This window comes from Streptomyces sp. NPDC050287, assembly GCF_044459385.1.
GTDB lineage: Bacteria > Actinomycetota > Actinomycetes > Streptomycetales > Streptomycetaceae > Streptomyces.
Window position 1 is genome coordinate 268,663 of sequence record NZ_JBITIY010000005.1, and the last position, 21,245, is coordinate 289,907.

Annotated in this window: 10 protein-coding genes; all 10 read left to right on the top strand. The window is 70.2% G+C overall.

Going from position 1 to position 21,245, the window contains the following annotated elements; genetic code table 11:
* Nucleotides 1-107 precede the first annotated feature (107 nt).
* From ACIBK3_RS19900 to ACIBK3_RS19945, 10 genes are read left to right on the top strand one after another with little or no spacing between them, the layout of a single operon-like run.
* Complete coding sequence (locus ACIBK3_RS19900) at nt 108-1,973, top strand: glycoside hydrolase domain-containing protein (protein ID WP_399367037.1); 1,866 nt, start codon at nt 108-110, stop codon at nt 1,971-1,973.
* Nucleotides 1,970-5,626 (top strand): beta-galactosidase, encoded by a 3,657-nt coding sequence (locus ACIBK3_RS19905; protein WP_399367039.1) that lies wholly within the window; start codon nt 1,970-1,972, stop codon nt 5,624-5,626. Before ACIBK3_RS19900 ends, ACIBK3_RS19905 begins: the two co-directional genes overlap by 4 nt.
* Nucleotides 5,623-9,348 carry a beta-galactosidase gene (locus tag ACIBK3_RS19910; RefSeq protein WP_399367041.1) on the top strand — a complete coding sequence of 1,242 codons (3,726 nt, stop codon included), beginning with the start codon at nt 5,623-5,625 and terminating at the stop codon, nt 9,346-9,348. The genes ACIBK3_RS19905 and ACIBK3_RS19910 overlap by 4 nt, the downstream gene beginning before the upstream one ends.
* Nucleotides 9,349-9,359: 11 nt before the next feature.
* Nucleotides 9,360-11,354 (top strand): TIM-barrel domain-containing protein, encoded by a 1,995-nt coding sequence (locus ACIBK3_RS19915; RefSeq protein WP_399367043.1) that lies wholly within the window; start codon nt 9,360-9,362, stop codon nt 11,352-11,354.
* 11 nt (nt 11,355-11,365) lie between these two features.
* Entirely contained in the window at nt 11,366-12,586 is a 1,221-nt protein-coding gene (locus ACIBK3_RS19920) for an SGNH/GDSL hydrolase family protein (RefSeq protein WP_399367045.1), read from the top strand.
* Nucleotides 12,587-12,595: 9 nt separating this feature from the next.
* On the top strand, nt 12,596-14,743 hold the full coding sequence (locus tag ACIBK3_RS19925) for a GDSL-type esterase/lipase family protein (protein ID WP_399367047.1): 2,148 nt from the start codon (nt 12,596-12,598) through the stop codon (nt 14,741-14,743).
* Between the two features lie 11 nt (nt 14,744-14,754).
* Nucleotides 14,755-16,203 carry an alpha-L-fucosidase gene (locus tag ACIBK3_RS19930; RefSeq protein WP_399367049.1) on the top strand — a complete coding sequence of 483 codons (1,449 nt, stop codon included), beginning with the start codon at nt 14,755-14,757 and terminating at the stop codon, nt 16,201-16,203.
* Between the two features lie 5 nt (nt 16,204-16,208).
* On the top strand, nt 16,209-17,153 hold the full coding sequence (locus ACIBK3_RS19935; RefSeq protein WP_399367051.1) for a hypothetical protein: 945 nt from the start codon (nt 16,209-16,211) through the stop codon (nt 17,151-17,153).
* On the top strand, nt 17,150-18,046 hold the full coding sequence (locus ACIBK3_RS19940) for a beta-glucosidase (RefSeq protein WP_399367053.1): 897 nt from the start codon (nt 17,150-17,152) through the stop codon (nt 18,044-18,046). Before ACIBK3_RS19935 ends, ACIBK3_RS19940 begins: the two co-directional genes overlap by 4 nt.
* Nucleotides 18,047-18,066: 20 nt before the next feature.
* Nucleotides 18,067-21,183: an alpha-N-acetylglucosaminidase TIM-barrel domain-containing protein gene (locus ACIBK3_RS19945; protein WP_399367055.1), complete on the top strand. Its 3,117-nt coding sequence runs from the start codon at nt 18,067-18,069 to the stop codon at nt 21,181-21,183.
* Nucleotides 21,184-21,245 lie beyond the last annotated feature (62 nt).

The window sequence follows — 21,245 nt, forward strand, 5'->3', positions numbered from 1 at the left end:
CCTGTGGGCCTGCCGGAGACCATCCCCGCTTCCCGTGCAGCCCTCCCGCCCCTGAGGGCCTGCCGGGGACCACTCCCTGCAAAGCCGTGAGAGAGGGACCCACCCCCATGGCACGTACATCCTCAGCTGTCGCCGGCTTCGTCGCCGGCGTGGTCGTGGCCGCCGGCACCACCGCGATCGCCGTCACCGGAACGACGACCGGCACCGACCCCAACACCAAGGCCACCACCACCTGGCTGACCGTCAAGGTCGCCGACGCCATGGGCACCAGGGACACCATCACCTGGGTCCCCACCGGCTCCTTCGCCGGCTCCGCGGAAGAACGGGTCCCGCGGTACCCGATGACCCCCATCCAGGGCAAGGACACCAAGGAGCTCAAGCTCTCCGCCGTCCGCAACGAGCAGGTCTCGGCGCAGCTCGCGATCGCCTCCGGCAAGAACCTCGACGACGTCAACGCCGTGGTCGGCGACCTCACCGGGCCCGGCGGCGCGAAGCTGTCCGGTGCCGGCACCCAGGTCCGGTTCGTCAAGTACGTGCCCGTGCAGCGCTCCAAGAGCGAGGTCGACTGGTCCGCCACCATCGACCAGGTCAGCTCAGGCAAGGAGGTGTCCGGCGACCGCAACCCCGACGTGGTCGGCGACCCGCTGGAGGAGAAATCCTCGGTGGACGTGCCCGCGTACGCGGCGCAGCCGCTGTGGTTCACCTTCCACATCCCCAAGACGGCCAGGCCCGGCACCTACACCGGCACGGTGAAGGTCAACGCCGACGGCCGCACCCAGAGCACGTACCCGCTGACCATCGAGGTCGCCGACGCGAGCGTGCCCGACCCGAAGGACTACAACTTCTTCCTCGACGTGTGGGCGCAGCCGGAGACGATCGCCAAGAACCACGGCGTCAAGCTCTGGTCCGACGAGCACTGGAAGCTGATCGACAAGTACAACCGGGACCTGGCCTCGCGCGGCCAGAAGGTCATCAACACCACCATCGTCGACAACCCGTGGCACCACCAGTGGTCGCTCGGCACCCGCGAGTCGCAGACGGCCACGCCGTACACCAGCATGGTGGGCTGGAACTGGAACGGAAAGACGTTCTCCTTCGACTTCAGCCGCTGGGACAAATACGTCCAGACCGCCAGACGTGCCGGTCTCGGGCCCGAGATCGGCGCCTTCTCCATGCTGGCCTTCCAGGACCGGGAGCACCTCACCTACACCGACACCAGCACCGGCAAGACGGTCTACGAGAACGTCGATCTGGGCGGCGACCGCTGGCGTCAGGCGTGGGGAACGTTCCTTCCCGCCTTCGAGAAGCACCTGAAGGCGAAGGGCTGGCTGAACGACACCTACCTGTCCTTCGACGAGCGGCCCATCGACACCATGACGGTCGTCAAGAACTTCGTCCACGAGGTCGCGCCGGCCTTCGACGACCGCATCTCCGTGGCAGGTTCCGTCAACACCGAAGGCGTCGCGTCCAACCTGTCCGTCGACTGGGGCGGCATCGACGCGATGACCAAGGAGAAGGTGGCGGAACGGCGCAAGGCCGGCAAGATCACGACCTTCTACGTGTACGGCTCGCCGGCCCACCCCAACACGCTGTCCTACTCGCCCGCCGTCGAGTCGCGGATGCTGCCCTGGATCTCCGCCCAGCGGGATCTGGACGGCTTCCTGCGCTGGTCGTACAACAGCTGGACCAGCGACCCCTTCAAGCAGCCCGTGCACATCTTCACCCAGGGCGACGAGTACCTGGTCTACCCGGGCAAGGACGGCCCGATGTCCAGCATCCGCTGGGAGCAGCTGAAGGAGGGCATCGAGGACTACGAACTCATCGCCGAGCTGCGGAAGAAGGACGGCGGCACGGACAGCGACGCGCTGACCGAGGCGCTCACCACCGCGACCCGGAACCTCGACGGCCGGACGAAGGACGTCGGTGACATCGAGACCGCGCGGGCGGCCGTCGTGAAGGGGCTGACCTCTTGAAAGGCAAGTGGAGATCTCTGCTGCTCGCCGGAGCGCTGACTGCCATGCCCCTGACCGGCGCCGGTGTCGCGACACCGGCCCAGGCGGAGCAGCAGACCCAGGCGCGGCACACCGTCACCTACGACCAGTACTCCGTGCGGGTCGACGGCAAACCCCTGTACATCTGGGGCGCCGAGTTCCACTACTTCCGGCTGCCCAGCCCCGACGCGTGGCGCGACGTCCTGCAGAAGATCAAGGCGGGCGGATTCAACGCGGTCTCGCTCTACTTCGACTGGGGATACCACTCCTCCAAACCGGGTTCGTACGACTTCACCGGCACCCGTGACGTGGAGCGGCTGCTCGACGAGGCCGAGCGCGCGGGCCTGTATGTGATCGCCCGCCCGGGCCCGTACATCAACGCGGAGGTCTCCGGCGGCGGCATGCCCGCCTGGCGGTCGACACAGGCCGGTGTGAACCGCACCTCCGAGCCGGAGTACATGAAGGCGGCCCGGGAGTGGATGAGCCGGATCAACCCGATCATCGCCCGCCACCAACTCACCCGGGGCACCGGGTCGGTGATCCTCTACCAGGTCGAGAACGAGTACCAGGGCGGTCGCCACGACGCCGACTACATGCAGACCCTCATCGACTGGGCGAAGGAGGACGGCATCGATGTGCCCACCTTCGTCAACGACGGCGGCGCGAACCAGAACTGGGTGAGCGGCAAGGGCGCACCGGACATCTACGGCTTCGACGCCTATCCGCAGGGCTTCGACTGCAAGGACCCCGACACCTGGAAGAACCTGCCCGACTATTCGTACGTCAATGACTGGAAGCCCGAGTCGCCGCTGATCATCCCGGAGGCACAGGGCGGCGCCTTCGACCCCTGGGGCGGCACCGGCTACCAGGACTGCGCGAAGCTCACCGGCACCGACTTCACCCGGGTGTTCAGCAAGATGAACATCGCCGCCGGCGTGAGCGGCCAGTCCTTCTACATGACGTACGGCGGCACCAACTGGGGCTGGCTCGCCGACCCCAACGCGGTCTACACCTCGTACGACTACGGGGCCCCGATCAACGAGTCCCGCCAACTGACCGACAAATACCAGGAGTTCAAGCGCCTCGGCTACCTGGTCAACTCGGTGACCTCACTGGCGCGCACCGACAAGGCCGAGGCGCCCACGCCTTCCGACGACGCCCTGCGCATCGACCGGCGCGTCAACCCCGACGACGGCACGCAGTTCTTCACCGTGCGGCACGCCGACACCCGGGTGAAGGACAAGGACGAGACCACCCTGTCCCTCTCGGGGAAGGACGGCGACTACCCACGCGTACCGCAGCAGGGAACGATCACTGTCGACGGCCGGGACGCCAAACTCCTCGTCGCGGGCTACGACCTGGGTGAGAAGCAGCGGCTCGTCTACTCCACCTCGGAGATCATGACGCACGGCCGGATCGGCGACCGGGAGGTGGCGCTGCTCTACGGGCGTGCGGGGGAGGCCGGCGAGACCGTGCTGCGGTACACCGAGCGGCCCAAGGTGACCGTCCTCGACGGTCACGTCACCACCACCTGGGACGCCGCACGCGGTGACCTGCGCCTGAACTACACCCACAAGGGCCTGGCCCGCGTGCTGGTGAACGGCATGGAACTGCTGATCGCCGACACCGCGGAGACCGCCCACTGGTGGCGCCAGGACACCGCCGCGGGCCCGGTCCTCGTACGGGGACCGTCCCTGGTCCGTACGGCCGAACAGGCGGACGGCACCCTGAAACTGACCGGCGACTCCACCAAGGCCGCGAAGATCGAGGTCATCGCGGACGCCAGGAAGGTGACCTGGAACGGCCGCGATGTCGCCGTCACCCAGGCGCCGCGCCCGGTCGAGCTGCCCAAGCTGACCACGTGGAGGTACCAGGAGGAGGCGCCGGAGGCCGCTCCCGGCTTCGACGACTCCACCTGGACCACCGCCGACCACCTCACCGCCAACAACGCGGCGCTCGACGGGTCGTTGCCGGTCCTCGCGATGGACGAGTACGGCTTCCACCACGGCAACGTGTGGTACCGCGGCCGGTTCAGGACCACCGGTGCCGCGACCGCGCTGGCACTCGACGCCAAGACCGGCAACACGGGCCAGTACGCGGTCTGGCTCAACGGCCGCTACCTCGGCAGCTCCGGCGACGGCGCGCACACCTTCGACATCCCGGCGGGCACGCTGAAGGCCGCCGGAGACAGCGCCGACAACGTCCTGGCCGTCCTCGTGGAGAACGCGGGCCACAACGAGGAATGGGGCCACGACTACTCCAAGGAGCCGCGTGGTCTGCTCAGCGCGGAGGTGATCGGCGGGGCCTCCACCGTCACCTGGAAGATCCAGGGCAACCGGGGCGGCGAGGACCCGGTGGACACCGCCCGGGGCCCGTACAACAACGGCGGGCTGTACGGGGAGCGGGCCGGCTGGTCGCTGCCGGGCTTCCCCGACGGCGGCTGGAAGAGCACCACCCTCGCCCAGCAGACCGGGAAGACCGGGACCGGCGTGCGCTGGTACCGCACCTCCGCCCGGCTCGACCTGCCGCAGGGCCAGGACAACGCGCTCGCACTGGATCTGGCCGAACCCACGGGCGGCAGCACCGGCTATCGCGCCGAGATCTTCGTCAATGGCTGGCTGATCGGCCGCTACCTGCCGGACACCGGACCGCAGACACGGTTCGTCATCCCCAAGGGCCTCCTGCGCGAGCAGGGCGACAACACCATCGCCCTGGCCGTGTGGTCCACCAAGGCCGGTGCGGGCCCGGGTTCGGCGAAACTCGTCGACCTCGGTGCCTCGGCGGGCGGGATCAAGGTCGGTACGGTGCCGGCGCCCTCGTACGACGCCAAGACCTACGCCATGCCGACCGCGGGCGCCCGTGTCACCGTCGACGCCGAGCCGTTCCTGAGCACCGGCACCGCCGCCAAGGTCCCCGTCACCCTCAGCGTGCCGAAGGACGCGCCGGCTGCCTCCAACGTCGGCCTGATGCTGAAGGTCCCGGACGGCTGGACCGCGACCACCGACGACACCACCCGTTTCGACCGGGTCCGCCCCGGCGACACCGTGACCGCGAACTACACCGTCACGCCGCCGGGTGACCCGGTCCACTACGCGGTCCTGTCCGCGACCGCCAAGCTCACCCAGCCCGACCGCCCGGGCACCGTCACCGGTGTACGCGCCGTACAGGTGCCACCGCCGGGACTCTCCGCCGACGCCTATGTGAGCGACCTGACCCTGGTCAAGGCGGTCAACGGCTGGGGGCCGGTGGAGAAGGACGCCTCCAACGGGGAGAACGCGGCGGGTGACGGTCGTCCCCTGAGCATCGGCGGCACCACGTACACCAAGGGCCTCGGCGTGCACGCCAACAGCCAGATCCGGGTCTACCTCGGCGGTGGCTGCACCCGCTTCACCGCGACCGCCGGCGTGGACGACGAGGTCGGCGACGGGGGCAGCGTCTCCTTCCAGGTGATCGCCGACGGCCGCTCCCTCGCCACCACCCCGGTGGTGCGCGGTTCCGACGGCGGCACCGGCATCGACGTGGACGTGACCGGCGCGCGCTGGCTCGACCTGCGGGTCGACGGGGACGGCGATGTCTCCTCCGACCACGCCGACTGGGCCGACGCCAAGCTGACCTGCACAGGGAGCACCTCGTGAGCCCCGCCCGAGTCGGACGGCCGCGAGCCGTGCTGGCCGCGGCGTTGGCCGCCGTACTGCTCGCGGTCCTCGCCGCGGCGGTGCCCGCCCACGCCACGGCCCCCGCCGCTGCCGCACCCGCCAAGCCCACGCCCCACACGGTCAGTTACGACAAGTACTCCGTCAAGGTCGACGGCGAGCGGCTGTTCGTCTGGTCCGGGGAGTTCCACTACTGGCGCCTCCCCAGCCCCGACCTGTGGCGCGACGTGCTCCAGAAGATCAAGGCGAGCGGCATGAACGCCGTCTCGATCTACTTCGACTGGGCCTACCACTCCCCGTCGAAGGGCCGTTACGACTTCACCGGGATTCGTGACGTCGACAAGCTCCTCGACATGGCCGAGGAGGCCGGGCTCTACGTCATCGCCCGCCCGGGCCCGTACATCAACGCCGAGACGGACGGCGGCGGCTTCCCCGGCTGGCTGATGACCCAGAAGGGGCAGGCCCGCTCCACCGACCCCGAATACCTCGACGCCGCCCGCGAGTGGCTCAAGCAGATCGACAAGATTCTCGCCCGCCGCCAGGTCACGAACGGCACCGGACCGGTACTGCTCTACCAGGTCGAGAACGAGCTGTACGACCCCGAGGGCCGCGACTACATCGTCGAACTCTCCAAGCAGGTACGGGCCGACGGCATCACCGTGCCCTTGGTCGGCAACGAGCCGATGCCGCAGTACGCGGGCGGCGAGGGCCTGGACTTCGTCGGCGAGCTGGACCAGTACAACTCCTTCTGCAAGGGCGAGTGGTGGCTGCCCGCCCTCAAGCGCCAGCAGGACGACGCACCGCTGTCGATCTTCGAGGCGGGCACCGGCTGGTTCCAGACCTGGGGCGACACCGGCTACGAGAAGTGCCCGGAGAAGATGGGCCCCGCCTACCAGAAGATCGTCAACAAGCACGAGGTCATGCAGGGCACCACGATCGAGAACCTGTACATGACCTACGGCGGCACCAACTGGGGCTGGCTCGCCGACCCGCGCCAGGTCTACACCTCGTACGACTACGGCGCACCGATCAGCGAACCGCGCCAGACCGGTGCCGACTACGACGAGATGAAGCGGCAGGGCCTCTTCTACACCACCACCGCCCCGCTCACCGCGACCGATCCGGCCGACGCCCCCGCCTCCTCCAACGACGCCGTGCACATCGAGGCGCGTGCCAACCCGGACACCCACACCCAGTTCCTCTACCTCCGGCACGGCGACCCGATGGCCGACGCCGACGCCACCACCACCTTCGACTGGAAGACCCCGGACGGCACCTATCCGGTCACCGCACGGCTCAACGGCAAGACGGGCAAGATCCTCGTCGCCGGCCACGACCTCGGAGGCGGGCAGCGGCTCGTCTACTCCACCAGCGAGCTGCTGACCAGCACCCGGCCCGGGACCGGTGGCCGAGCGCAGGCCGTGCTGTACGGCGGCGAGGGCGATCCCGGGCAGACGGTGCTCCGCTACTCAGCCAAGCCCAAGGTCACGGTGCTCGACGGCAAGGCGGAGTCCACCTGGGACGCCGAACGCGGCGACCTGAAGCTGGACTACATCCACTCCGGCCTCACCCGGGTCCTCGTCCAGAGCGCCGGCCGCCCCGATCTGCTGCTGCTCATCGGCACCGACGCCGAGGCCGCCGGTTTCTGGAGGCAGGACACGGCGGCCGGGCCGGTCCTGGAACGCGGCACCGAACTGGTCCGCACGGCGACCGTCACCGGCAGGACGCTCGCCCTCACCGGCGACGCGAAGAAGGCGGGCCAGCTGGAGGTCTTCGCCCCGTCCGGCGTACGGAACGTCACCTGGAACGGCGTACCCCTGAGCGTGAAACAGACCTCCTCCGGCAGCCTGCTGGGCACCGTGCCCGGCCCGAAGGACGTCAAGCTCCCCGAGCTGACCGGCTGGAAGACCTCCGCCGAGACCCCCGAGGCCGCCCCGGACTTCGACGACTCGTCCTGGACGTACGCCGACAAGCTGACCACCGACAACCCGGCCAAGCCCGGGACTCTGCCGGTCCTCTACCAGGACGAGTACGGCTACCACTACGGCTACGTCTGGTACCGGGGCCGCTTCAAGGCCACCGGCACCGAGAAGTCCCTGTCCCTGGCCGCCTACGCCACCAACCCGGACACCGGTTCGGCCGCGGTGGGCGCGTACTCGGTGTGGATCAACGGGAAGTTCGCCGGGACGAGTCAGACCGGCCGCAAGACCTTTCCCCTCGCCGACGGGCTGCTGCGCAAGGGCAAGGAGAACCTGATCTCCGTCCTGGTCGGCACCATGGGCCACAACGAGGACTTCACCTGGAACAGCGACGACCACAAGCAGCCGCGCGGCCTGACCACGGCGTATCTCGCCGGTTCCGACGCGCAGATCACCTGGCGCATCCAGGGCGCGCGGGGCGGCGAGCAGCCCGTCGACACCGTACGCGGGCACATGAACAACGGCGGCCTGTACGGGGAGCGTTCGGGGTGGACCCTGCCCGGATTCCCGGACCGCTCCTGGAACGACGCCACGCTGCCGGCCAGTGACACCACGCCCGGTATCGCCTGGTACCGCACCACCTTCAATCCCAAGGTGCCCACGGGCCAGGACGTGTCGGTCGGCGTCACGATCACCGACGACCCCGACCGCAACTACCGCGCCCTCATCTATGTCAACGGCTGGCTGATGGGCCAGTACGTCAACGACACGGGCCCCCAGCACACCTTCCCCGTCCCCAACGGCATCCTGCGCGCCGACGGCAAGAACACCATCGCCATCGCCTCGTGGAGCGAGGACACGAAGAGCGGCGGCCTCGGAAAGGTCGGCCTCACCACGCTCGGCAACGTCGCCTCCTCGCTGCGGGTCGGCAAGGTGGCCGCCCCCGCCTACGACGCCGCCGCGTACGCCGACCCGGCCACCCCGGCGCGGGTGACCGTCGACGCCCCCGACACCGTCGAGCCGGGCCACACCTACCAGGTCACCGCGACGGCCTCCGTACCGGGCAACGGCAAGACGCTCAGCGACCTCGTCCTGAGCCCGAAGCTGCCCGCCGGGTGGACCGCGACCCCGGCCGACCCGGTCCGCCTCGGCACCCTCAAACCCGGCGCCTCGGCGAAGGCCCGGTGGACCGTCACCGTCCCCGCCGACCAGAAGACCGGCACCGTCACGGTGCTCCGCGCCACCGCCGACTTCACCCGGTCCGGCAAACCCGGCTCGGTGACCGCGGAACAGGTCGTGGCGGCACAGCCACCGCCGCTCACGGCCGGTGAACACTACGTCAGCGACCTGCCGTTCCAGTCCAGCAGCAACGGCTGGGGCCCGGTCGAACGCGACCAGTCCGTCGGCGAGAACGCCGAGGGCGACGGCCTGCCGCTCACCCTCCACGACACCGTCTACGACAAGGGCCTGGGCACCCACGCCGCCAGTAGCGTCCAGGTGTGGCTCGGCGGCACCTGCGCCACGTTCCACGCCGCGCTCGGCCTCGACCAGGAGACCTACGGCCGCTCCGACGGCCCGGCCACCGTCACCTACACCGTCCTCGCCGACGGAACACCCGTCTACGAGAGCGGCACCGTCGACCGGGACACCGCGACGAAGGAGATCGACGTCGACGTGGCAGGAGCGCGCCGCCTCGAACTCGTCGTATCGGACGCCGGGGACGGCAACGCCCTCGACCACGCCGACTGGGCCGACGCCAAGCTGACGTGCGGCGGTGGAGCCTGATGCCACCCACGGTGAGAGGAACCGTCCGCCGCGGCGCGGTGGCGCTGACCCTGGCCGCCCCGCTGCTCGGCACGGCGCCGGCGGCCGCCGACCCCGGGCCGATCACCCTCACGACACCCGCCTACGAACTGCGCGTCGCCACGGACAGGTTGACCGTCACCACCGTGCGGGAGGGCCGGACCGTGCTGGCCACCGAGCCCGCGGCGTTCCGGTTCCGGATCGGCGCCGACTGGCACATCGTCCGGGAGGTCACCGGCAGCACCCGTAGCGGCAACTCCCTGCGCGTCACCGCCGCCACCGACCTGCCGGGCGTCACCGTCGATCTGCGGATCACCCCGCGCTCCGACCGGTACGACATGAACTGGTCCCTGTCGGGTGCCCGGGCCGACGCACTCAGCACGGCCTACGACCTCAGCAGCGGCGGACACTGGTACGGACACGGCGAGAACAGCGACCAGACCGTGCAGCCGTGGCCGCTGGACTCCGGGCAACTGGTGGACACCGGCTTCAGCCCGGCCTCGTACCAGGTGGTCTCCCCCTTCTGGTACACCTCCAGCGCCACCGGACTCCTCGCGAACACGAACGACCCGATGGACGTGCGGATCAACTCCGGCGGCAACGGGCTCGGCGAGTTCACCGTCACCGGTGAACGTCCCTCCGCCTCCACCGTGTTCGTCGAGGACACTCCCGCCGAGGTGTACCGCGACCACATCGCCCTCGTCGGCAGGCCGGAACGCTCCGACACCCCCTACGAGCAGTACGCCACCCCCCTCTGGAACTCCTGGGCGCAGCTCTACGGCGAGCAGACCCAGGAGAACGTCCTCGCCTGGGCCCGCGCGCTGGCCGGCGCCGGGCTCCGCGGGCACGCTCTGCAAGTCGAGGAGAGCGTGATCGCCACCGACTTCGGCGAACGCTTCCCCGACCTGCCCGGCCTTTCCAAGGAACTCGACCGCCTAGGGTTCGACCTCGGCATGTGGACGGGCCTGTACATGCCCGAGAACGCCGCCGACTTCTCCGAAGCCGTCGACCACGGCTATCTGCTGAAGGACCCGTCGGACCCGACGAAACCGTGCCTGTTCACCTGGTGGAACGGACACCAGACCGGGCTGATCGACCTGGCGAACCCGGCCGCGCGGCAGTGGTACACCGACGATCTCAAGAAGCAGACGGACGAGTTGGGGGTCGCCGGCTTCAAGTTCGACACCGCCTTCTTCGACGACCGGTGCGCCCCGTACCCGGGGGCCACCCGCGCCGACTACGTGAAGTACGGCACCGAACTGGCCGACGCGTTCGACCAGCAGGGTGCCGGGTTGCGCGTCGCCTGGAACGCCGCGCAGGACAAGGGCTTCGCCACCCGCACGGCCGACAAGCCGACCACGTTCGCGGGGCTGCGGGCCGCCGTCTCGGCCAACCTGGCGGTCTCGACGATCGGTTACCCGTTCGTCGAGACCGACATGATCGGCGGCTCGCTCAGCTACCCGCCACCCACCAAGCAGGTCCTGGCCCGCTGGGCGCAGGCGGCGTCCCTGATGCCGCTCATGTACGCCTCCACCTCACCCACCGGTGTCCGGGACGCGACGACCGGCGAGTGGGTCGGGTACGACCGCGAAACAGTCGATTTCTACCGGCAGGCGATCAAGACGCACGGGAAACTCGCTCCCTACATCTGGGACCAGGTGCGTAGCACCCTGAAGACCGGCGATCCGATCATGCGGCCGCTGTTCTTCGACTTCCCGAAGGACGCGGCGAGTTACACCGTCGCCGACGAGTGGATGCTCGGCCCGGCCGTGCTCGCCGCGCCGAAGCTCGACGAAGGCACCACCCGGGACGTCTTCCTGCCCACCGGAACGTGGCGGGACGTCACCGACGGCAAGGTCGTCCGCGGCCCCGTGACGCTCAAGGGATACGCGGCGCCACTCGGAGTGACGCCGGCGTTCGTGAACCTCAAGGCCCAGGGCGCCGGCAAGGCGTTCGCGGCGCTCGCGCGCACCGGCGCGGAACAGTGAAGGGGCGTCAGATGCATGGGATACGCGGCAGAATCGCGGCGTTGCTCCTGGCGGTCTCGGCCGTCGTGGCCGGGACCGTGGCACCCGCCGAGGCCGGTCAGCAAGCGAACGGGCGCGGCTGGACGGGGACCTGGGCGACGGCGGCCAGTGAGCACTACGAGGTCTCGGGGATGTCCGAGGTGACGGTGCGGATGCCGGTGCACACCAGCGTCGGCGGTTCGTCCGTACGCATCCGGCTCACCAATGTCTACGCCACCGACCCGGTGACGATCGGGCACGCGACCGTGGGCCTGCGTGACGGGGGCTCCGCCGTGGCGCGCCCGCACGACGTGCGGTTCGGCGGGAAACGCCAGGTCACGATCCCGGCGGGCGGCGAGGCGGTCAGCGATCCGGTCCGCCTGGCCGTTCCGGCCCTGACCGACCTCGCGGTCAGCCTCCATCTGCCCGGCCAGGTCACGCACATCACCGATCACTGGTGGGCCCAGCAGACCGTGTACTGGACGGACTACGGGGCGGGCGACCACGCCGCCGACACCGCCGGGGACGCCTACACCTGGACCACCACCAGCTGGCCGTTCCTCAGCGGCGTCGACGTGACCGCGCCGAGAGCCGGATCGGTGGTGGCGCTCGGCGACTCGATCACCGACGGCTCCTTCTCGACGGCCGACACCAACCGGCGCTGGCCCGACCTGCTCTCCGCCCGCCTCAACGCCTGCCTGCCCGGCGCCGGGGTGCTCAACGCGGGCATCACCAGCAACCGGATCACCGCCGGGACCGCGACCAACCCCTCGGCGCTCGACCGCCTCGAACGGGATGTGCTCTCCCAGCCGGGCGCCAAGACCTTGATCCTCTTCGAGGGGATCAACGATCTCGGCGGGGCGAGTGCCGAGCAGATCATCGCCGGGATGACGGAGATCGCCGACCGGGCGCACCAGCGCGGGATGCGGGTCGTCGGCGCCACGATCACGCCGTACAAGGACTTCACCTGGGGTGGCTGGACCGAGGAGACGGAGGCACGGCGACAGCAGGTCAACGCGTTCGTCCGGGACTCCGGCGAGGTCTTCGACGACTACGCCGACTTCGACCGGGCGGTCCGGGACCCGGCGGATCCGCGGCGGCTGGGCGCGGCGTACGACTCCGGTGACCATCTGCATCCCAATGACGCCGGGATGAAGGCCTTCGCCGACTCCATCGATCTGACGTCGCTCGGCCTCGGCCGCGGCTGTTCCTGAGGAGGAACCGTGTCTGGACGGCTTGAACACTTGCGGGGACACCGAAGATTCGCGGTCCTGGCCAGTGCGTTGGCGGCCACCGTGGCAGCTCTGCTTCCGGCGGTACCGGCCGCGGCCGAGACCACGCAGCAGGGATGGACGGGGACTTGGGCGACCGCCCAGCACGCCGCGTACGACCCGGGTACATCGGAGGTGACGGTTCGGATACCGGTGCGGGTGAGCGCCGGCGGGTCGAGCGTGCGCATCCGCCTGACCAACGACTTCACCACCGAGCCGGTGACCATCGGTCACGCGACCGTGGGACTTCGTGACGGCGGTTCCGCCGTCACGAAGCCGCAGCAGCTGCGGTTCGGCGGGAAGAGCGAGGTGACCGTTCCGGCCGGTGAGCATGCGGCCAGCGATCAGGTCCGGCTCACCGTGCCGGCCCGCGGCGACCTGGTCGTCAGCCTGTACTTCCCCGGCCGGCTCACCCACATCAGCCAGCACTGGATGGGCCTGCAGACCGTCTACTGGACGCCCGACGGCGGCGGCGACCACGCCTTTGACGCCGACGGAGGCGCTTTCACCAAGACCGATTCCGCGTTCCCGTTCTTGACCGGTGTAGACGTACAGGGCGGAAACGCGGCGGGCTCCGTCGTGGCGCTCGGTGACTCCATCACCGACGGCGCGGCCTCCACGTCGAACGCCAACCGGCGCTGGCCCGACTATCTGGCGGGACGGCTGTCGGCCTGCTCGACCACCGCCGGAGTGCTCAACGAGGGCATCAGCGGCAACCGGATCACGGCCGGCGTTGACGGCAACCCGTCGGCGCTGGACCGGCTGGAACGCGATGTGCTGTCGCAGCCGGGCGCCCGGACCGTGATCCTCTTCGAGGGCGTCAACGACCTCAGCTGGGGCGGCGCCACCGGCGACCAGGTGATCGACGGCATGAAGGAGATCGTGCGCCGCGCCCACGAACGCGGGCTGCGTGTGATCGGCGCGACCGTCGTGCCGTATCGCGGCTGGGGCGACTGGTGGACCGAGGCCAAGGAGGCCGACCGGCAGAAGGTCAACACGTTCGTGCGCGACGGCGGCGTCTTCGACGGCTACGCCGACTTCGACAAGGCCGTACGGGACCCGGACGACCCCACCCGCTACGCCACCGCGTTCGACTCCGGGGACCATCTGCACCCCAACGACACCGGGATGAAGGCGTTCGCCGACGCGGTCGACCTCGCCGGCCTGCGGGTGGCCCGTGACTGCCCCTCGGCCCGCGTACGGCTCACCCCCTACCGGCCGACCCTGCAAGCCGGTGGCGACGGTACGGAGATCACGTCGACCGTCACCAACACCGGCACCACGGCGGTCACCCAGGTCAGCACGCGCCTCGACCTCCCCGACGGCTGGTCCGCCGAACCCGCCGGCAGCACGCGGACACGCTCCCTCGCCCCGGGCGACAGCGCCACCGTCACCTGGACGGTGACCCCCGCGGCCGATACCACCTGGGGCACCCACGCGATCGGCGTACGCACCTCCTTCCTCCAGGACGGCCGGACACGCCACGACTCCGACAGCGTGGACGCCACGGTGACCCCCGCTCCGTCCGGGGTGCGGGCGCCGTATCTGACGACCGCCACCACCACCGAGAAAGCCCAGTACGCGCAGAACGGCGACCAGTTCGCCATCTGGGCGGGCGGCCAGGACCTGTCCGGCTGGAAGGACGAGAAGGCGGCGGTCTACCTCGCGGACGCGGCGCCGCCGTCCGGCACGGTGACCGCCCGGGTCGTCGGCCAGAGCGGCAGCGGCCCGTCCGCCAAGGCGGGGATCGCCGTCGCCAACGACCTCACCGCGCCCGAGGCGGGCGGCTACGCGGTGCTCACCATGTCCGCGCAGTACGGCCTGGAGTTCCTGACCGACAGCGACGGCGACGGGAAGCTCGACACCTGGGCGGGCGGCGGCAGTTCGTATCACCCCGCCTGGCTGAAGCTCGTCCGCGACGGCACCGCCTACACCGCGTACGCCAGTTCCGACGGCACCGCCTGGCAGCAGGTCGCCACCGCCACCGTTGCCTCCGCGAGCGGCACCGGGGACGCCGGACTGGTCGCGAGCGCCGTCAACCTCAACTACCCGGGCCAGACCACCACCGCCCTGTTCGACTCCTTCTCCGTCACCGAGTGAGAGGCCTCCCCATGGCAGTCAATCGCAGGCACTTCATGACCACGGCGGCCGCCGTCGGCGGCGCCGTGCTCCTCGCACCGCCCGGCACCGCCCAGGCCCTCACCGGCGCGGCGGTGCCCGGAGGCGCGGGCATCCCCGACTACCGGCCCACCAAGGCGTCCCTCGACACCCATCCCGTGCCGCGCTGGTACAAGGACGCCAAGTTCGGCATCTTCGTCCACTGGGGCATCTACTCGGTGATCGGCGGCGCGACGCCGAGAAGCGCCTCCGAGTGGTACCTGTGGTACCAGAGCACCAAGGACAGCGCCGAGTGGAAGTACCACCGCGACACCTACGGCGAGGACGTCACCTACGACGACCTCATCCCGCAGTTCAAGGCCGAGAAGTACGACCCCGACGCCTGGGTGAGGCTGTTCGAGCAGGCGGGCGCCGAGTACTTCGCGCTGACCAGCAAGCACCATGACGGATTCGCCCTCTTTCCCAGCGAGGTGACGAACCGTCACTCCGTCGCCTACGGCCCGAAGCGTGACCTGGTCGGCGAGCTGATGACCGCGGCCCGCAGGCGCGGCACCGTGCGGCCCGGCCTGTACTACTCGCTGGGCGAGTTCTTCAACCCGGCGCTCGGCCGGCCGATGCGCAACTTCTACACCGACAAGGAAATCCCGATGACCGGCTACAAGCCGGTCCAGGACTACGTCGGAGACTACGAGCTCAAGCAGCTCTACGAGATCATCGACCGCTACGACCCGGAGCTGCTGTGGGCGGACGGACAGTGGTTCCGGCCCACCGGCGAACCGCCGTGGCGCAGCGAAGAACCCCTGTCCCACTACTACAACCAGGCCAAGAACCGTAAGCACCCCAAGGGCGTCGTGATCAACGACCGGTTCGACACCCACTTCGACTTCGCGACGTACGAGCAGCGCACCAACCCCACGATGGACCCGCAGAAGTGGGAATGCTGCATGACCATCGGCTACTCCTGGGGCTACAACAAGCACGAGCCGGACGAGGACTACAAGACCTCGGAGTTCCTGATCCAGCTGCTCGCCGACGTGGTCAGCAAGAACGGCAACCTGCTGCTCAACATCGGCCCCAGGCCGGACGGCACGATCCCCGAGATCATGCAGGAGCGGCTGAAGGACATCGGCGCCTGGCTGAAGGTCAACGGCCCCGCGATCTACGGGTCGACGCCCTGGGTGCGGGCGGAGGAGGAGGGCGGCCCGCTCGGCGTCCGCTACACGGTCTCCCCGGGCAAGTTCAACATCATCGTGCTGGGAGCGCCCAGCGGCACCCTCTCGGTGCCCGGCGACATCCCCATCAGCGCCACGTCCCGGATCCGGCTGCTCGGCACGAGCGGCAGTCTGCGGTGGACCCGCCGTGACGGAAAGATCAACATCACCGTCCCGTCCTCCCTGCCCAGCGACATCGCCAACGTCTTCACCGTCGACTGGGCCCGGTGACCGGCATGGAAATCCGTAACGGTACCCAGTTCGACACCCTGGGGCCCACGCTCACCGTCACCACGGAACCCGCCGAGCCGGCCGGCGGTGACACGGTCACCGCCACCGCGGTCCTCACCAACGACTGTCCCTTCCCCCTCCGCAACGCCGTGCTGTATCTGATCAACCCCGGCGCCACCACGGCGGCGAAGACCATCCCGCTCGGCGACCTGCGGCGAGGCGCGAAGACAACCCGGCGCTGGGAGACGGCGATGCCGGCCGACGTGGCCGGGAACGTGTCGTTCACCGCGCACGTGGTCTTCGACGTCGACGGGCACAGCAGCGACTGCGCGCGGTCCGCGAGGACGTTCACCGTGCCCTACGAGCCCAATGAGGTGCGGGACCCGTACCGGACGTTCGCCACCACCGACGACGCCGAGTTCGCCCAGTACGGCAGCCAGTTGGTGATCTGGGCGGGCGGCCGCGACCTCTCCGGCGGCACCGACGAGAAGGGCGGCATCCTCCTTCCCGGCTCCGCCGCCGAGTCGAGCGTGGTGCAGGTCAAGACGGTCAGCCTCACCGGCAGCGAGAACCCCACCGCCAAGTACGGCATCGCCGTCGCCAACGACCTCACCGCCCCGGAGAAGGGCGGCTACGCCGTACTCACCATGTCGAAGTCGTACGGCCTGGAGTTCATGACCGACAGCGACGGCAACGGACACCTCGACACCTGGGCCGGCGGCGGCGGGTCCACCCATCCCGCCCTGCTTCGCCTGGTCCGTGACGGCACGACGTACATCGCGTACAGCAGCATCAACAACGGTCTGTCCTGGTCCGAGATCGCGCGGGCGATCGTGCCCTCCGCGAGCGGCGCCCTGGACGCCGGCGTGGTGACGAGCGCGGTGAACCTCAACTACCCCGGTACGACCGTCCAGGCCGTGTTCGACCAGTTCACCGTGGAGACGTCATGAGCGCCTACCGCCCCGAGGAGGACTTCCTCCCGCCGCCCGTCTCGCTCACCGTCACCCCGTCCGCACCCGAGGCCGGAAAGGCCGTGACCCTGACGGCCACCCTCACCAACACCGCCTCGATCCCGCTGCGTGGCACCGTGCTCTATCTCGCCGTGGAGGACACCGGGACACCGGACAGCCTGGGCACCCTCACGCCCGGACGGTCGGTGGCCCGCACCTGGCGGACCCGGCTCGCCGACGACGCCGAGGGCCGGATCGTGTTCACCGCGCACGCCCTCTTCGACGTGCACCGCCACGGCTCCGACTGCGCCCGCGCCACCTCTTCGGTCCTGCTGCCGTACCGCTCGCTGCCCGGGGCGTTCGACAACGCGGGGATCGCCTCCGACGACGCCCTCACCGTCGCGAACATCGACGGCTCGAACTCCAGCCTGTCCGCCGAGGCGCTGGCGTCGGTGGGGCTGACGCCGGGCGCCACGGTCACCTTCGACGGGGTGCCCTTCACCTGGCCGGACGTCCGGCCAGGAAGCAAGGACAACGTCGTCTCCTCCGGCCAGACCGTGCTGCTGTCCGGCTCCGGTTCCCGGTTGTCCTTCCTCGGCACCAGCACCTGGGGCGACGGCAAGGGTGACGGGAAGGTCGTCTACGCCGACGGCACCGAGCAGGCGTTCTCGGTCGCCGTCCCCGACTGGTACGGGGCGAACTCCTCCGCCGCGGTGGTGCTGCCCTACCGCCACATCATCAGCGGCCGGGACGACAACCCCGTCAGCCTGTTCACCTTCGGCGTCGATCTGACAGCCGGCAAGGAACTGCGTTCCCTGGTCCTGCCCAAGGTCAGCGACGGCCTCCAGTCGGGCGCCGCCGCCCTGCACATCTTCTCCATGACGATCAACTGAGCCCTGCCGGAAGGACGTTCATGCACGACAACCGAGGCGACCTCGACCTCCCAGGCGTCACCCGCAGACGGATCCTCACGGGCGCGGTCGCGCTGGGCGGCGCCGCGCTGCTGGCCCGCCCGCAGGGCGCCCACGCGGTCGCCGGCGCCCCGTTCGACACCGCGCCCGCCGCGGCCGCGCTGAAGCGTCTGCTTCCCGACCACTGCCGGCAGCTCACCCTGCGGGCCGTCGACGCCGACACCGACCGCTTCCGGGTCACCGGCCGGGCCGGGCAGATCACGGTGGAGGGCACCAGTCCCGCCGTGCTGCTCACAGGCCTCCACACCTACCTGCGGCGGACCGCGCACGCTTCCGTCTCCTGGACCGGCGAGCAGCTGAACCTCCCGCGTACGCTTCCCGCGCCCGCCGGGGAGATCACGGGAACGGCGAACGTGCCGCACCGGTTCGCCTTCAACGACACCAACGAGGGCTACACCGGCGCCTACCGGGACTGGGAGGCGTGGGAGCGGGAGATCGACGTCCTCGCGCTGCACGGCATCAACGAGGTGCTCGTCTACATCGGTGCCGACGCCGTCTACTACGACACCTTCCGGCAGTTCGGCTACTCGGACGCCGAACTCCGGGCCTGGATCCCCGCCCCTTCGCACCAGCCCTGGTGGCTGCTGCAGAACATGTCGGCGTTCGGCGGCCCGGTGTCCAAGCACCTCATCGACCAGCGCGCCGACCTCGCGCAGAAGATCATCCAGCGGGTGCGCGAGCTGGGCATGACTCCGGTGCTGCCCGGCTACTTCGGCACCGTCCCGGACGATTTCCAGGCCAAGAACCCCGGCGCGTCCCTGGTCGCGCAGGGAACCTGGGGCGCCTTCAAGCGGCCCGACTGGCTCGATCCGCGCACCGACCTGTTCGCCGACGTCGCCGCCGCGTTCTACCGCAACCAACGCCGGCGCTTCGGCGACAGCACCATGTTCAAGATGGACCTGCTGCACGAGGGCGGCAACCCCGGTGACGTGCCGGTCGGCGAGGCCGCCAAGGGCGTCGAGGCCGCCCTTCGGAAGGCCCACCCCGGGGCGATGTGGGCCATCCTGGGCTGGCAGAACAACCCCAGCCGGGAGATCCTCGGCGCGGTCGACAAGAGCAGGATGCTCGTCGTCGACGGCCTGTCCGACCGCTACACCACGGTCACCGACCGGGAGAGCGACTGGGACGGCACCCCGTACGCCTTCGGCAGCATCTGGAACTTCGGCGGCCACACCCCGATCGGTGCCAACGCCCCCGACTGGGTGGAGCAGTACCCGAAGTGGCGCGACAAGGAGAACAGCGCGCTCGCCGGGATCGCGATGATGCCCGAGGGCGCCGACAACAACCCCGCCGCGATGGCCCTGCTCACGGAGCTGGCCTGGACGCCGGGCACCGTCGACCTCGACGCCTGGTTCGCCTCGTACGCCGTGTCCCGGTACGGCGGCCAGGACCCGCACGCCGTCGCGGCCTGGAAGGCGATCCGCGACACCGCGTACAACATGACCCGCAAGGACTCCTGGAGCGAGGCGCCCGACGGGCTGTTCGGCGCCCGGCCGAGTCTCGGTGCCAACAAGGCCGCCGCCTGGGGCCCGGAGGCCGACCGCTACGACACCACGGTCTTCGACACGGCTCTCACCGAGCTGCTCCAGGTGGCACCGCGGCTGCGCGACAGCTCCGCCTACGCCTACGACCTCACCGACGTGACCCGTCAGGTGCTGTCCAACCGCAGCCGCGTGCTGCTGCCCCGGATCAAGGCGGCGTACGAGGCCGGGGACCGCGCCGGCTTCGACCGGCTCACCCGGACCTGGCTCAGCTGGATGCAGCTGATGGACAAGGTGCTGGCCACGTCACCGCAGCACCTGCTCGGACGGTGGCTGACGGACGCCCGGTCCTGGGGCGCCACCAGGGCCGAGAAGGATCAACTGGAGTACGACGCACGGTCGATCATCACCACCTGGGGCGGCCGGGCCAGCAGCGAGGAAGGGCTGCACGACTACGCGAACCGGGAATGGGCGGGACTGGTCGGCGGCCTCTACCACACGCGCTGGAAGACGTACTTCGCCGACTTGTCCGCGGCGCTCGCGGCCGGCCGGGAGCCCACCCAGATCGACTGGTTCGTGCTGGAGGACCGCTGGGCCCACCAGCACGACAGCTACCCGGTGAAGACGTCGGGCGACATCCACAAGCTGGCCCGGCAGGTACGGGACACCCTGGCCACCAACACCGACCAGGTGGTGCTGACCGGGGGAGCCGACCGGGGTGCGGTGGCGGAGGGCCGCCCGGTGACGGTCACCGTGTCGTTCACCAACCGCAACGGCTTCGCGCCGGCGACGGACGTGACGCTGTCCCTCGACGCACCGGATGGCATGACCGCCGAACCGGGCGGCCGGACCAGCACGGCGTCGGTCGCGCCGGGGGACACCTTCTCGGCGACCTTCACCCTCACCCTCACGAAGGCCACCGGAGCGCTGATCTCCCGGGTGCCGGTGCGCGCGTCCTACCGGACCGGTGGCACACGCGGCTCGGCCTCGGCGGCGGTACGGCTGATGGCGGGCACCGGTGTCCAAGAGCCTTACCGGACCGCCTCCTTCAACGACGCGGTCTTCGGCCAGTCGGGCGACGCGATCGCCATCGAGGGCGCGGGCGCCGACCTGTGGGGCGCCACCAACGAGTTCGGCACGGTCTACCGGCCCGCCGCCTTCGGGTCCTCCTCGACCGCCACGGTCCAGGTCACCTCACAGGACACCACCGGTGGCTGGGCCCGCGCCGGCCTGATCGTCCGCAACGACCTCTCCGACAGCGGCTCGGCCGGCTACGTCAACCTGGCGGTGACCCCGTCCAACGGCTGTGCCCTGTCCTGGGACTCCGACGGCAACGGCCAGTTCGACGCCATCGAACTGACCGGTTCCCTGACCGCCCCGGTGCACCTGCGGCTGACGCGCTCCGGCGCCACGTACACCGGCGAGTGCAGCCGTGACGGGGTCTCCTGGACGAAGGTCGGCACCGCCACACCGGGCGGCGCCGCCGACGCCCAGGACATCGGCGTCTTCATGACGGCCGCCAACGGCTGGACCGACACCCGCGGGATCGCCGGTTTCGAGGGCTTCTCCGTCACCTGAGCGCAGGGGCCGGCCCTGGCCGGAGCCACCGCACCCGGCGGCTCCGGCTCAGCGCGGACCGC

Excerpts from the sequence above, each read along its gene's own strand:
- ACIBK3_RS19900 (WP_399367037.1), top strand. The coding sequence starts at position 108 with ATGGCACGTACATCCTCAGCTGTCGCCGGCTTCGTCGCCGGCGTGGTC.
- ACIBK3_RS19920 (WP_399367045.1), top strand. The coding sequence starts at position 11,366 with ATGCATGGGATACGCGGCAGAATCGCGGCGTTGCTCCTGGCGGTCTCG.
- ACIBK3_RS19930 (WP_399367049.1), top strand. The coding sequence starts at position 14,755 with ATGGCAGTCAATCGCAGGCACTTCATGACCACGGCGGCCGCCGTCGGC.
- ACIBK3_RS19935 (WP_399367051.1), top strand. The coding sequence starts at position 16,209 with ATGGAAATCCGTAACGGTACCCAGTTCGACACCCTGGGGCCCACGCTC.
- ACIBK3_RS19940 (WP_399367053.1), top strand. The coding sequence starts at position 17,150 with ATGAGCGCCTACCGCCCCGAGGAGGACTTCCTCCCGCCGCCCGTCTCG.
- ACIBK3_RS19945 (WP_399367055.1), top strand. The coding sequence starts at position 18,067 with ATGCACGACAACCGAGGCGACCTCGACCTCCCAGGCGTCACCCGCAGA.